Genomic DNA, 13,281 nt, shown 5'->3' with positions numbered 1-13,281 from the left:
ATGAGTGGACCGCTCGAAGAATGCCTGAAGCGGACCGGGGATCACAAAAATCAATGGCGGTTCGCACCGCGCATACCGCGGCCCGCGACGATCGCGGGTACGTGATGGCCCAGGAATCGACGCGGCACACGGCGCCGGATCCCCGGGCGTGATCGTTCTCAGGCGGCGATCCACGGTCGGCCGCCCTCCGGAACCGCCGCTTCCGTGGTCTCGCACACTTCACTCGCGACGGCGCCGCCCGGCTTCTTCGAGGGCTACGAGGGCTTCGAGGGCAAGTGCCCAGGGATGGCTCTCCGCTTCCCCGCCTCCGGCGGCGGCCATGTCCGGCTCGGACCTACCGGAGCCGAGCAGGACCGGGACGCCCTCGGCCCGAAGGCTTTCGACGCTCCGGCGGAACGGCTCGCGGGAGGCGAGGCCGCCGTTGACGAAGGGCAGTACGACCACGGGGATACCGAGCCCGGGGGCTTCGGCGAGGAGGCCGAGGGCGTAGGTGTCGGCGATCCCCTGGGCGAACTTGTTGATCGTGTTGTACGTCGCGGGAGCGACGATGATCGCATCGGCCCTCGGCGGCTTGGGCTCGTCCGGCTTGCGGTAGCGGCTACGGACGGGGCGGCCGGTCTGCCGTTCCAGGGCGGGGACGTCGATGAAGTCCAGTGCGGACGGGGTGGCGACGATCTGGACGGCCCAGCCCGCGTCCTGGGCTAGGGCGACGAGACGTCCCACGTCACCGGCGCCGCCCGCGGCACACACGATGACGTAGAGGACCTTGCCGGACTGGCTCACTGGTGCACCATCCTCTTGCCGGTAGCCGAAAAACCACTGACGCACCCGAGGTGCCGCCGGGTCACCGCCCAGCTCGCTCGACCAGATGAGGTCCAGCATGAGTTCTCATGCGCCGACTCCAAATATGGAAACCTGCATCAGCTTCTCGGCCCAGTAGGGACCGAGCCCGCAGCCCCGCTCAGGCCGCGTCGCCGGCAGCATGGCACACCGCCCGGCGACCGACATGAAATGATTCCAGCCCTTGATCTCGTATTGGGCTTTTGCTCGGCTCCTGGAGAGACAGATGCGGATATGGCCCTGGTGGTCGGCGGCTGCGCTGGCGGCCTTCTTCCCCTCTGTCATGGCGCGGATCGGCAGCGATCTCATCGCGAGCACCGGCCTCTTCTACTACGACATGCACGTCGGGGACGGGATCGGAATCTACCCGCTGGCCCAGGGCCTCGGCATCGGGCACTTCGGCTCCGCGGGCATCGACGTCATGCGGGTGCTGTGGGACATCGAAGTGGTCATGCTGGCCTTCGCCCTGCCCGTCCTGATGGTGGCGGTCGCGGCCCTGCTCCGGCGACGCCTGCACGGCCGGACCACCCGGGTCGTGGTCGTTGTGCTGAGCGTCCTCGCAGTGATCAACATCGCCGCCAACATCGTCGGCCCCTGGTCAGACCTGACCCAGTGCCCACCGACCGACCTCACCGACCTCACCGAGAGCTACTCCTGCCACCGGAACGGCACGGGAGTCGGCATCCCGCCGTTCATCTACGGCCCCGCGTACGCCTTCGCCGCGTACTTCCTGGCCGTCACCCGTCATCACGCGCGCACTGAGGCGCCGGGACTCGGGCGGGTGAGCCGCCCCAGCGTTCCAGACGGCGACCTTCCCCGCTCATGAGCTCGGGATCCTGCGTGACATTCCCGATGCCGCGGCTCGGCGGGGCGTACATGCCGCTGGGACACGACCGAACTGCGACCTGCCTGGCCGAGGAAGTGCGCCGGTACGGCGAGCGCTTCCGGTCAGCACACTGACCGGGCGAGAAAGCTAGGCTCGTGCCGTGATCGCTATGTGGGAGCCCACGATGGCGGGCGTGCTGCGACTGCCCTCCGGTCGGCTCGTCCGCGGCCGGGGGTTGCGCCGGCCGCTCCCCGAAGGTCCCGCGCCCACCTTCGCGCTCTACCTGCTGGGCCATGAGCCGCCCCCCGTCACCTGGGAGACCCGGTGGCTCCGCTGGCCCGACTTCTGGTTGCCGTCCGACCGTACGGCGGCCGGCGACGCGTTACGCGAGGCATGGGTACGTGCCGAAGCCGAGCGCGTCGAGATCGCCTGCGGTGGTGGATACGGCCGGACCGGCACCGCACTGGCCTGCCTCGCCGTACTGGACGGGGTACCGGGCCACGAAGCGGTCGCCTACGTCCGGCAGCATTACGCCCGCCGCGCCGTCGAGACACCATGGCAACGCCGCTTCGTCTCCCGCTTCCGATAGGCGGCCCACCCACCCGGCATCTCGCCGGAGAGGTTCTCGGCCGCCCCTGACCAGCCCGGTACCACGTGCACATGAGGCTCAACGGGAACCGGGCCACCCGCGGTCGGGTCACCTCGCCATGGAGGACGAACTACTGCCGGGAGCCGCCGACAGTCCGCCCCACGAGCAGCGAACCGACCCGAGTTGCTCGTCTCCGGACGCCCAGCAACGATCAAACGGAGCAGGAGGCAACATTCCGAAAGGGGAGAACATGATCGGCAACCTGCAGTGCGTGGTGTTGGACTGCCCCGACGCCCTTGCTCTGGCGCGCTTCTACCAGTCACTCCTCGGCGGCACACTCAACCGGCCCGATCCCCGATGGAGGCTCGACGACGCCTGGGCGACCCTGCACACCGGCTCAGGTCTCGTCCTCGCGTTCCAGGGCGTGGACGAGTACCGGCCACCGCGCTGGCCGGACCCGGCCCACCCGCAGCAGTTCCATCTGGACATCGACGTCGCGGACCTCGACCAAGCCCAGCAGCAGGTCCTTCAACTCGGCGCCACATTGCTGGACACCGGCGACGGCACCCGCGGCTGGCGCATCTACGCCGACCCGGCCGGCCACCCCTTCTGCCTGCTCCGTGGCCGGCCTGGCAGCGTGCATCCAGCTTGATCTTCCTGTCCGCCCGCTCCCTGAGCCTGATGAAGCCGCCTGAGCAGCCCCGCTCCCGAATCCTGGTGCTGCTCCGCGTAAGTTCGCGGAGAGGTGCCGGTCGGCCCGTCAAGGTCCAGAACCACGCTTATCCCTCCTGGACCCGAATTACCGGCATGGGGGTGATGGGGAAGTTCACCGAGCGGGCGATGAAGCACACCGCGTGTACGTCGTCGTGCAGCGAGCGGGCCTTCTCCACCATCGACACGTCGGCGACCGTCACCTCGGGACGCAGGACAACCTCGGTGATCCGGCCTCCGCCACCGCTCTCGTCCATCGTCATAACCCCATGGGCATGGTCCTCGTATTCGGTGACGATGACCCCGCCGACGGTACAGAGGTGGAGGTACCACAGCATGTGGCACTGAGCGACGGAGGCCACGAGCAACTCCTCGGGGTTCCAGCGCGCGGGGTCGCCGCGGAAGGCGGGATCCGAGGAGGCGGCGATCGCGGCCTTATTGTCCGCCGACACTTCGTGATCACGACTGAAGGACCGGTAACCGCCCGTGCCTGCTCCGAGGTTGCCCGTCCACTCGACCTTGACGTCGTAGGTATGCGTGGTCGCCATAGGTTCAGAGCTTAGAAGACTCGGAAAGCACGCTCTCTGCTCATGGGCATGCGCAAAGGCGCTCGGCGTCATGATCCGGTGTACGGTCTCGCCCGAATCGGGGGAGAAGCGCGGTCGCAGTGGCGGTTCGTGTCACTTCAAAACGGCACGGTCGGGTTGGTTTTGATGGTTTGTCCTGGACAGCCGATTCTTGTTGTCGCTGATACGACATCCGGCGAGCCTGCTGGTCTCAGAACGCTCGACATGGACAACCTGTTACTCGGGTCCGCAGGTAGCGGGCAGAGCCCGAGGAGATGATCCGCTGTGACCTCGATAGACACTCGCGTCGTCATCCACCAGGTGCGCCGGCTCGACGTCCCGCTCCCGCAACGCTACGACGAAGCCGTACGCCGCTACGAAGAGCTGACACCGGTCGCCGACATCGCCCGGTTCGAGCAACTCCCCAACTGGGAGGCTGCCCTTGAACTCGCCGCGACCAACGCGCCACACGGCTTCATGATCTACTGGAAATCTGACGTTACCGCCATGATGGCCGGATCGCCGTCCGGCTGGAAATGCACCGAGTACCTGATGGGCAACCACACCATCGCCGAGCGCATGTTCCACCACGACCCGTCGGTCATGCTCCATGCCCCCCTGCGCACCGTCATCTACGCCGACGCCGAGGAACGCACCCGGCTGGCCGTCGACCAGCCCAGCACGCTGTTCTCCACCTACGACAATCCCGCCATCGCCGAAGTCGGCCGGCACCTCGACCGACTGCTCGCCGAACTCTTCACGGCCATGGGGGCGACGCCGCCCGCTGAGCTGAAGCCGACGCGGTGAGCAGGCTGCGCCAGGACCAGGGGCACGACGACCGGCACGCAGCGACGGACTCGTAACGCGTAGGTCGACAGGCCCGATGAGATCGGACAGTCAGCTCAGTATCCGGCGCAGCTCTTGGGCCGAGTCCGCGAGTGTTGACGTCGTGTTCGACGCGGAGCAGCAGGTTGGCCGTATGCGCCGAGCCGATCTCGGTTGCCTGTGCCACGATCCCGGTGAACGGCGTGTTCTGGCGGATGCGGTCACAGGCGATGACCTGTCGATCGACCGACAGCACGCCGGCATGAGCCGACCACCCAAAAATGAATGAAGCACTAGCAGTTACAGTCGCAGTTGCAGTTGCAGCAGTCGGAACAGCCGGAGCAACAGTCGGAGCAACCCGAGCACGCATCGCAGCACTGCCCGCAGGCGTCGCAGCCGCCGGCGTCGCAGCGCTCACCGCACGATTTGTAGCGGTCCTCGTCCCACGGCGGCCGGTACAACCCGCAGGTGCAGCAGGCCGCCGACAGGCACAGCAGCGACAACAGCCCGCCGGGATCCGGCTTCAGCCGCGGATCACGCGGGGGCGCCTCGGGACTCTCCTGCTCGGCCTCGCCGAAGATCCGGCCGGTGGCGCGGCCGGTCTCCCTGACCAGTAGCGCGTTGACCAGAGGGCGTCGCTCCAGGTCCAGCTCGGCCACCGCGAGGCGCAATCCGTGCACGGCGTCGTCGCAGTGCCGCCGCGCGACGGCCAGGTCGGTACCCGAGGCGACGAGCGGGTTGTAGGCACCGCGGTCGCGGTCGCGGGCCAGGTCCTCGACGGCGTCCAGCAGGTGCGCCAGACGGCCGAAGTAGCGCCCGGCCTCCTCCAGCGTCTCCCGGTTGTGCGGCTTGCCGGCCAGTACGGCGGTGTGCCCGAAGGCGGCGGCGACCGCGGCCTCGGTGGGGGCGGTGAGCTGGAGCAGGCTCGGGTTCGGCAGGCGCTCCAGCCGGGTCTGCTCCTCGACCGCGGCGAGGAGCGGGGCGGGATCGAATCCGAGGGCGGAGGCCGTACCCGATCCGGCGGCCGACCAGCGGGCGGCCACCCGCCCCGCGCCGGCCGCCACCAACCGGCGGGCGTAGATGCCGTCGCCGTCCTCGACGTGGTCCCTGACCTTGCCCGCGGCCAGGATCAGCGAGACCGAGGCCGCCAGCCGTACCCCCTCGGCCTCGACGACGTCGGCGCCCTTGAACCCGCGCAGAGCGCAGGCCGCCGCACGCCGGTGCGGGGAGGAGGCCGGTGCCTGCGCCTCGGTGAGCACGGACACCAGCAGACCGTCGTAGTTGGTCACCAGCCGGGAGGCGTGCCCGTGCTCATCCCTGAGGGCCAGGCAGAGCCCGCACAGGTGCGCCATCCACTCCTTGAACAGCCCACCGCACATCCCGTGCCGGCATGGGCGAACAATCCCAAACATAGGCCCCTTCCCTGAATGTCCATCATCCAGCCTGCCAGCCGCCACTTGCCACACACTTGCAACGCGGCGGTTGCAGCGATCTCTCACCCAAATACCAGCGGCTCCCCGGATGATGATCTCGTTCACAAACCCGAAGGAACGAGATCATGAGAAGAGCACCGACCCTCCTGCTCACGGTGGCGGCCGGGGCAGTCAATGGCTAAGGTTCCGAATGTGCGTGGGCTCGGGTTGCTTCTTGCGATGTCAGGCATGGTCATGGCGGGTTGCGGCGGAACGGATGACCCGGCCCCGGCCACCCCGGGTGCCAGGCCCCCAGCCTCCCCGGCCACCGGCATCGAGGAGTCCGGTGGACTGCGCGAGATGATGAAAGCGTTGTCAGCCGGCGGACCGGCCGCCGAATACCTGGAGTACGGGGAGATGACGCACTGGCGCGAGCTGGGCGTGGTCACCGCGAGCGGCCCGGAGAAGAAGGAGGGACGCTGGTTGCCGGCGATCGGCTTCGGCTTCGGCGCGCTCGGCAGCAGCGCACGGCTGCTCCCCGAGAAGACCGGAATCGACGTCTACGGAGCCGTCCGGGCCGTCTCCTTGGGTAACCCGCCGAATACCGCGATCCGTATCGAAGGCAGGCAGGACGCAGCGACCATCCGTACCAAGCTGACCGCCCTGGGGGCGAAGCCGCGCACGATCGGTGGACAGCAGGGGCTGACGCTGGCCGCCGACGGCGCGATCGACCCGGACAGCGTGCTGACCAGCGAGCTCGGCCTGCTCAACCGGCTCAACCAGGTGGTGGTGACCGATTCGGTGCTGGTGTCCGGAGCCTCGGCCGATCCGGTGGCAAGTGCCCTGGGCGGCGGCCCCTCCCTGGCAGCCGACCCCGATCACGCCGCGATCGCCGGGTGTCTGGGCGACGTGGTCGCCGCCGTGGTCACGGCACCGCCTGCGCCGACGGCCGTGGCGCTGTACGGCGTGGGCCTGCGCCGCCCCGCGGCCACGACCGACCAGGCGGTCAACGTCGTGTGCGTGCTGCCCCGTGGGACCAAGGTGAAGGAGACCTTCACCGGGAAGTTCACCACGAAGGCCGTGACGCAGTCCGGCATGCCGCTGTCCGACCTCGTCGAGGACATCGCGCACGACGAGGTCGGCTCCGGGGACGGTACGGTGCTGCGGGCCACACTGAAGATCAAGCAGGACGGGCCGGTGACCCTGGTGCTGAAGATGCTGGCCACGGGCGAGCTGCCCAGGCTGTTCGACCCGTCGGCAGCCCTCGATCCCTCGGACCTCGTGGGCGACTCCCTGAAGTCACCCTCCTGACCTGCTGATTTTCCGATTCGAGGTTCGAGGGCGGCCCCGGGATGCGGATCATCCGACGCCGGTCGGATGTCCGTGCCGAGTCCGGCGAACCCGTCCTCGGCGAGGCTCGGTGCCGCCACCGGACCCCTGATGTCCTCGCCGAGGATGATCACGTCGCCGTGACGCGTGCTTGCCACCGATCCAGCTGCATCGACGACATTCAGGACTCCTGACCGCGGAGTGCCGCTCTTGATCCCCATGGGGATGATTCGGCAGGGTGTTGGCATGGTCGAGAATGCTTCGGACTGTGTCGAGGTTCGTGTCACCACCAGCAGCCGCGAGGAGGCGGAGCGGATCTGTTCGGCGGTGGTGGGCCGGCGACTGGCCGCAGACTGCCAGATCATCGCGCCGATCGAGTCCGTCTACTGGTGGGAGGGCGAGATCCAGCGCTCCGAGGAGTTACTGCTGCTGATGAAGACCACCGTGGAGCGGTTCGAGGACCTCGCCCGCCAGGTGCGGGAGTCGCACTCCTACAAGGTGCCGCAGATCGTCGCGGTCCCCCTGACGGTCGGCAACACCGACTACCTCGACTGGGTCAGACGGGAGACGTCCCCGGCCTCCGGCGAGTAGAGGTTTCGTACCGACCGCCCGGGGGCTGGATGGCCGCCGCCTGCGCCGACGTTGACATCGGCAAGCCGGTACGAGCTCAGCCGGACTTAAGCGTGCTCTGCATGTCACTGATCCGCCCCTGGCCATCGAACTCCACGCGCAGGTCTGATCCGCCAGAGTGCTGACCGGCAATGACCGTCGCCGTTGTTTCAACATGCCAGCCCTGCTGAGTCAGGAAGCTCTCGACCAGCGTTCGATGGTCGAGTTCGTACGTCGAAATGGCCTGGGCCAGGACAGAGACGACGCGTTCGGGCTGTGCGGGCATCAGCACCGAATCCGGTACGGCCTCCAGGAGGAGGAAAGCGGCCCCGCCCTGGTAGGGGCCACGGTAGTAGCAGAGCCCGGTCAGAGTTGCCGACAGCAGGGCGAGCAGGTGCCCGTCGACCTGGTCGAGAGGCAGCGTCGCCTTGGTCAATTCCGGGATGTGCTGCTGCCGCCCGTACTCCTGCAACCAGTTGGCGGCGCGCAGAAGATTGGGCGGGAGATTGCTCTGCGTGTTGGCCCACGCCCAGAGCCAGGTCTGATCGCGGTAGCCTTCCGTCCCCAGAAACTGGATCGGGAATCTGAAGTCCTCGCCGAACGTGATGGTTCCCGCACCGGTATCCACAGCCCAATGGCGGTCGCCAAGCAGATCGATCAGGGCGAACTGGCGTGCCAGGGAAGAGGCGACAGAACGTGAGAGATGCTGGAGCAGGTTATTCAAAAGTAAACCTTTTCGGTGATACGGCGAAGAGCGACACCATTGCCAGATCGTGAATGACAAGCCCTTCTCGGGTCACGGTCATCCTGGTGCGACACTCCGGCTTGGCCATAACGAAACGATGCGGCGGCGTCCGTAGAACTGTGGCTTCCAGGTCCCCCGCCTTGAAGGCCGAAGCCCCATTCCTTCCTCAAGGAATGGGGCTTCGGTGTGTGACCAAAGGTGTTCTCAACTGCGTCCTGTCATCTTCCGGACGACGAGAGGACACTCATCACTGCCGCCTAGGCAACCATTCTGATGAGAATCAGAACGGGCCGTCGGAGCACATCATCCGCTTACCGTCGATGGTGCACGGGTACCAATCAAGGTCGCGTGGCTGGGCCTGAGCGACACCCGTGGTCGCGGAGCCAACGATCATCAACGCCACCGTCGTGGTAGCGGCGACGGCGGCCACTCGCCTGACAAGGGTCCTCATGATTCTCCCTCCAACAATTCGTACTCCAGGATCAAATCAAGAGCCGCTGGAAACCCACTTGTAAGTCAATGGTGCGATCCGCGGCAGACCGGGGCCCGTACCGCTCCGGAGGAGCAACTTCGCGGTACGGGTACGGCGCGCCACGCGAGGCTCGGCGATCGCTGGTGCCCGCCCAACGCTGCTCCAGGCAGGCCCAGGCCGTTCTACCGGCGTCGTTACCTCGGCGGACGCCCTGCCGCCTGCGTCCGGCGATCCCGCCCAGATCCGGCCTCACCAGATCGCTCCGGCCTGGCACCGCGCGTCGCCTCACGCCCCGCTCCAGGCGGATGTGTCACCTGACCTCGGCATGTCGGCGCCGGGAATGAACCTGAGTCTTTTGTCCTGGATCGACGCTCATGGACCTGGACATCGCGATGGTGAGAGCGACAGGCCAAAGCGGCGGTCTGCTGCCTGGCCCGACCTGCCTCCGCGCCGGCCGCTAGGCAGGCGGTCGCGGAGGCCGAGGAATTCCGGAACGCGATCACCCACCAGGCCCCACTGATCTACAAGTTGGTCTCCAGTCTCGGTCTTTAGCCTCGTCAACAGTGCTCCTGACGGAAGCGGCACCGAGGGAACGGGCCGAAGAACGGCGGGACAGGAGAACCAGCCCAGGCACGAGCGATGATGAAAGGAAGATCATGACGTGGTCCGAGACGGGACAGGCGATTGCCGTCGCACGGATCCGCAAACGCCTACAGAACGGATCGACCAGCCTCCACCTGTCCAATCTCGGCCTGGAGGCGTTGCCCGAGTTGCTCGGCGACTTCACTCACCTGACCAAGCTCGACCTGAGTTACAACCGGCTGAGCGTCCTGCCCGAGTCATTGAGGAACCTCACCGCTCTGACCACGCTCAACCTGTCACACCTCCGCCTGGAGAGGTTTCCTGAGTGGCTGGGGAACCTCCCTGCTCTCACCACGCTCAGCCTGCGCGGTAACCAGACGGCCGTCCTGCCCGAGTCGCTGAGGAACCTCACCGCCCTGACCACGCTCGATCTGTCCTTTCGCGGCCCGGAGGCGTTGCCGGAATGGCTGGGAAATCTCTCCGCGCTGACCAAACTCGACCTACGCCACAACCGGATGACCGCCTTACCCGAGACACTGGGGAAACTCACCAATCTCACCCAACTCGACCTACGCAACAACGAACTGACAGCCCTACCCGAGACACTGGGAAACCTCACCGCACTGACCAAACTCGACCTACACAAAAACTGGCTGACAGCCTTACCCGAGTCACTGGGAAACCTCACCGCACTGACCAAACTCAACCTGCGCCACAACCGGCTGACCGCCCTGCCCGAGTCGTTGGGGAAACTCATCAATCTCCCCCGGCTTAACCTGTACAACAATCAACTGGCAGCCCTCCCCGATTCCCTGGGGAACCTCACCGCACTGACCGAGCTCAACCTGCGCCGCAACCGGCTGACCGCCCTGCCCGAGTCGTTGGGAAACCTTACGGCCCTACTCCGGCTCGACCTGCGCGATAACCTGCTGGCTGCTTTACCCGAGTCGTTAGGGAACCTCACCGGCCTGACCGAGCTCGACCTGCGTGGCAACCGGCTGACCGACCTGCCCGAATGGCAGGAAAGATTTACCGGCCACACCAGATGAGACTCTGCGGCCTCACCCGTCCGCGTGCTCTGGCCGGAACGTCGCAGTGTGGCCGCTCAGAGGCATCGACGCCGGCCCCGGAAACACCCTGGCCTCTGGCGATGCACTCGGCCGGATCCATTCGGCCCAGTTCAGGCCCGGCTCTGAGCGGATCTCATGCGACCTGTCCGACCACCTGGATTTGCAACTCAATATGCAACCGTGGAGTTCCGTGCCATAATCTTGCCCTGGCCATTACGCATAATGTCTATGCAGTTGAAAGGGCATCGAGATGAAAGCCCGTATCTGGTGGTGTCTGGCAGCGGTGGCCGTCTTCCTGCCGACCATGTTCATCTCCAACTGCGGATGGGTCAGCGAATCCACCGGCCACTGCGGGCAAGACATGTTCGACCGAAGCGGTATAGGCCTACCGCATCTTGCGCTGATCCTGGACATCAAGATCATATGGCTGATAAAGATGCTTTTTACGGTGGACGCCTTTATATTGGTGTTCGCGATTTTGCCGATCCTGGTCGGCCTGGCGGCAGCGGTGAGAAATCGCTGGAGTGGGCGGATCAGTCTTCTGGTAGCCGGAGTAATCGCAACCCTGGGGACGGTCAACGTTTTGTGTACGGCCCTCTCCAACTGGGTTTTCGCGTCCGGTGAGATCTCCGTCATCTTCGGCGAGCGTGACGACCCTCCCACCCAGGGCCCGTGGTCCCCGCCTTCTTCCGTCTGGCTGGGCCTCGCCTACCTTCTCGGCGCCGTTCTCCTGGTCATCGCGTTCAAACATGGACGGTCGGAGCCTCCACAAGCAGGAGAAGTCAAGGACAGCTCAGTCCCAGAGCCCTCAAGTGCGGCAAACGAGGCACCCCACATGTCATCCCGCTGACGTCGTGATCGATCGCCCGGCGGGCTCCTCGCACCTCAGGGGCAGGTCGGCCACCATGGTCGAGGTGGCATAGGACGACTCTTCCGGCGGCGGTCACGAACCGACGAGGTTCAACGGCGCCTACCGCCTCCGCCGAACAGGTAACCGATGAAATCGCCGATTCGGCGTAGCACGCTGCGACTCCGGCCGGAGTCGGAGGTCTTGCCCTGGCTCTGCCAGCGGTACTGGCCGCGTTGGGCCTCATCACTCTCGCACTTGCGGCGGTCGACGATCCGGTGGGTGCCGTCAGCCTGACGTGAGCTCGTGTCCACGCACTGAGCGGTCGACCGGTTGTCGCCACTGGCTACGGGCTTCTTCCAAAAGGTGATCCCCACCAGGGCGATCAGAACAACGATCACGGCTGTGACGAGTATCGCGGGGATCCGGCGGCAGCCTTGCGGCTCCTCGCGTGGTGGATCGTCTGCGGGGTCGGAAAGCCTTCTGGGCACATACGACTCGTGCTCCGACGCGGTCATGTCCATTCCTGTCACGCGGACGCGGGATCGGGGACCACACGGCCCACGACAGGCCTACCGGCCCTGTGACATCCAGCCTGACGATGGCTGCTTGCAACTCGCTTGGACATGGATGCAGAGGCGGAACGCACCGACTACCACGTGGGCGCCGGTCGGGCGGACCCCGGTGGTGGCCACGACCGGAGCCCGCCGCCCGGTCATGATGATCTCCGCGGTCAGTCCCCGCGGCGAGCTGCGCTTCCAGCTGTTCGACCACGGGCCGGACGCCGATGCCTTCATCGGATTCTGCGGGCGCCTGCTCGCCGATGCCGACCACCCGATGTTCCTGATCGTCGACAACTCCCGCGTGCACCGGGCCAAGAAGGTCAAGCAGTTCGTCGATGCGGACAAGGGTCGGCTGTCGCCGTTCTTCCTGCCGCCGTATTCGCCCGAGCCCAATCCGGACGAGTGGGTAGCGCCCCTGCCGGAGGCTCTTTCAGCTGACATGATCCATGCCGAAACGGGGTGAGTTAGTGTCACCCGCGTGAGCCTGCTTGAGGTGGCCGCCAGCCGGTTATCGCGCTTGGTTGCATGGGCCCGGTCAGCCGCACTGGCCGGGAGGACGGGTGGGCGCCCCGCACCCCTCGTCGAAGTGGCTGGTCTGCTGCTCGTGATCCTGCTCTTCTCACGGCTTCATGCCGCCGCCGGGAAGGACGTCGCAGCCGCCACCGCCAACGCTCTGGCCCTGCAATCCATAGAGCGGGCCTTCCACCTGGACATCGCGCTGAGGGCGAACCAGTGGCTGACCGAGAATCCATCCCTCATCCAACCGGCGGTGTACTACTACCGCCTGTACTACCTCGCGATCATCGGTGTGCTTGTGTGGGTCTTCGTCCGGCACGCCGATGTCTACATCAAGGTCCGCCGAACCCTCGTCGCGATGGCCGTCCTCGTGCTGCCCGTTTTCTGGGCGCTGCCCATGTCGCCCCCACGGTTCGCTCTACCTGGCGTCGTCGACATCATTGCCGGGCACGACATCCTGGGCGGCCATGCCTCACGAGAGATCGAGAACGGCCAGAACCTGTATTCGGCGATGCCCAGCATGCATGTGGGGTGGTCGTTGTGGTGCGCGTATGCCGTGTGGTGCGCGCTGCGGGCCTCCCATCCGCGAACGGCTTTGCTGTCGTGGCTCTTTCCGCTGGGTATGGCGGTAGTCGTGCTCATCACGGGGAACCACTACGTCCTCGACATCGCCGGAAGCGCCGTGTTGCTGGCCGTCTCCATCGCTGTCGTATCAGCGTGGGGCCACCTCGCCGAACGCCGGCGTGCTCGGGATTGAACGCCTGCGGACAGCTGCGGGG

Annotated in this window: 17 protein-coding genes; 11 read left to right on the top strand and 6 right to left on the bottom strand. The window is 66.4% G+C overall.

All coding sequences use genetic code 11. The features are described 5' to 3' along the window. Window positions 1-219: 219 nt before the first annotated feature. A complete protein-coding gene (locus tag ABT130_RS27035; protein WP_350959812.1) occupies window positions 220-882 on the bottom strand; it encodes a flavoprotein in 663 nt (220 codons plus the stop codon). A gap of 184 nt (window positions 883-1,066) precedes the next feature. Here ABT130_RS27035 and ABT130_RS27030 point away from each other — a divergent pair, with 184 nt between their 5' ends. From ABT130_RS27030 to ABT130_RS27020, 3 genes are all read left to right on the top strand, one after another. Further along, window positions 1,067-1,666, top strand: coding sequence for a hypothetical protein (locus tag ABT130_RS27030; RefSeq protein ID WP_350959810.1), 600 nt, complete (start codon window positions 1,067-1,069; stop codon window positions 1,664-1,666). 169 nt (window positions 1,667-1,835) lie between these two features. Further along, window positions 1,836-2,255, top strand: a complete 420-nt coding sequence (locus ABT130_RS27025) for a protein-tyrosine phosphatase family protein (RefSeq protein ID WP_350959841.1) — start codon at window positions 1,836-1,838, stop codon at window positions 2,253-2,255. Window positions 2,256-2,505: 250 nt separating this feature from the next. Further along, window positions 2,506-2,907, top strand: a complete 402-nt coding sequence (locus tag ABT130_RS27020) for a VOC family protein (protein WP_350959807.1) — start codon at window positions 2,506-2,508, stop codon at window positions 2,905-2,907. Between the two features lie 127 nt (window positions 2,908-3,034). Here the strand turns inward: ABT130_RS27020 and ABT130_RS27015 are convergent, their stop codons facing one another. Next, a complete protein-coding gene (locus tag ABT130_RS27015; RefSeq protein ID WP_350959805.1) occupies window positions 3,035-3,514 on the bottom strand; it encodes an OsmC family protein in 480 nt (159 codons plus the stop codon). Between the two features lie 303 nt (window positions 3,515-3,817). Here ABT130_RS27015 and ABT130_RS27010 point away from each other — a divergent pair, with 303 nt between their 5' ends. Beyond that, window positions 3,818-4,339, top strand: a complete 522-nt coding sequence (locus tag ABT130_RS27010) for a DUF302 domain-containing protein (RefSeq protein ID WP_350959802.1) — start codon at window positions 3,818-3,820, stop codon at window positions 4,337-4,339. 142 nt (window positions 4,340-4,481) lie between these two features. Beyond that, entirely contained in the window at window positions 4,482-4,646 is a 165-nt protein-coding gene (locus ABT130_RS27005) for a hypothetical protein (RefSeq protein ID WP_350959800.1), read from the top strand. Between the two features lie 4 nt (window positions 4,647-4,650). On the opposite strand, the gene ABT130_RS27000 is transcribed toward ABT130_RS27005, so the two are convergent. Beyond that, a complete protein-coding gene (locus ABT130_RS27000; RefSeq protein ID WP_350959797.1) occupies window positions 4,651-5,769 on the bottom strand; it encodes a DUF5685 family protein in 1,119 nt (372 codons plus the stop codon). 240 nt (window positions 5,770-6,009) lie between these two features. Between ABT130_RS27000 and ABT130_RS26995 the strand changes: the two genes are divergently transcribed. Both ABT130_RS26995 and cutA read left to right on the top strand, forming a co-directional pair. After that, entirely contained in the window at window positions 6,010-7,080 is a 1,071-nt protein-coding gene (locus ABT130_RS26995; RefSeq protein ID WP_350959795.1) for a hypothetical protein, read from the top strand. A 264-nt stretch (window positions 7,081-7,344) separates the two neighbouring features. After that, a complete protein-coding gene (cutA, locus tag ABT130_RS26990; RefSeq protein WP_350914052.1) occupies window positions 7,345-7,689 on the top strand; it encodes a divalent-cation tolerance protein CutA in 345 nt (114 codons plus the stop codon). Window positions 7,690-7,765: 76 nt separating this feature from the next. Here cutA and ABT130_RS26985 read toward each other — a convergent pair whose 3' ends face one another. Both ABT130_RS26985 and ABT130_RS26980 read right to left on the bottom strand, forming a co-directional pair. Further along, window positions 7,766-8,431, bottom strand: a complete 666-nt coding sequence (locus ABT130_RS26985; RefSeq protein WP_350959793.1) for a DUF6882 domain-containing protein — start codon at window positions 8,429-8,431, stop codon at window positions 7,766-7,768. Between the two features lie 301 nt (window positions 8,432-8,732). Beyond that, a complete protein-coding gene (locus tag ABT130_RS26980) occupies window positions 8,733-8,903 on the bottom strand; it encodes a hypothetical protein (RefSeq protein WP_350959790.1) in 171 nt (56 codons plus the stop codon). Between the two features lie 677 nt (window positions 8,904-9,580). Between ABT130_RS26980 and ABT130_RS26975 the strand changes: the two genes are divergently transcribed. Both ABT130_RS26975 and ABT130_RS26970 read left to right on the top strand, forming a co-directional pair. Further along, window positions 9,581-10,555 carry a leucine-rich repeat domain-containing protein gene (locus tag ABT130_RS26975; RefSeq protein ID WP_350959787.1) on the top strand — a complete coding sequence of 325 codons (975 nt, stop codon included), beginning with the start codon at window positions 9,581-9,583 and terminating at the stop codon, window positions 10,553-10,555. 271 nt (window positions 10,556-10,826) lie between these two features. Then, a complete protein-coding gene (locus ABT130_RS26970; RefSeq protein WP_350959784.1) occupies window positions 10,827-11,426 on the top strand; it encodes a hypothetical protein in 600 nt (199 codons plus the stop codon). A 110-nt stretch (window positions 11,427-11,536) separates the two neighbouring features. On the opposite strand, the gene ABT130_RS26965 is transcribed toward ABT130_RS26970, so the two are convergent. Beyond that, window positions 11,537-11,941: a hypothetical protein gene (locus ABT130_RS26965; protein ID WP_350959782.1), complete on the bottom strand. Its 405-nt coding sequence runs from the start codon at window positions 11,939-11,941 to the stop codon at window positions 11,537-11,539. On the opposite strand from ABT130_RS26965, the gene ABT130_RS26960 reads away from it, so the two are divergent. Both ABT130_RS26960 and ABT130_RS26955 read left to right on the top strand, forming a co-directional pair. Continuing rightward, on the top strand, window positions 11,940-12,449 hold the full coding sequence (locus ABT130_RS26960) for a transposase (RefSeq protein WP_350959779.1): 510 nt from the start codon (window positions 11,940-11,942) through the stop codon (window positions 12,447-12,449). The two genes, ABT130_RS26965 and ABT130_RS26960, sit on opposite strands and share 2 nt — an antisense overlap. 15 nt (window positions 12,450-12,464) lie before the next feature. Then, window positions 12,465-13,259 (top strand): phosphatase PAP2 family protein, encoded by a 795-nt coding sequence (locus ABT130_RS26955; protein ID WP_350959777.1) that lies wholly within the window; start codon window positions 12,465-12,467, stop codon window positions 13,257-13,259. The last annotated feature ends 22 nt before the right edge of the window (window positions 13,260-13,281 follow it).

Origin of the sequence: Streptosporangium sp. NPDC001681, assembly GCF_040298085.1 — a bacterium.
Classification (GTDB): domain Bacteria; phylum Actinomycetota; class Actinomycetes; order Streptosporangiales; family Streptosporangiaceae; genus Streptosporangium.
Note: the sequence above shows the minus strand (reverse complement) of the source record. Positions and strands in the feature narration are given on the sequence as shown.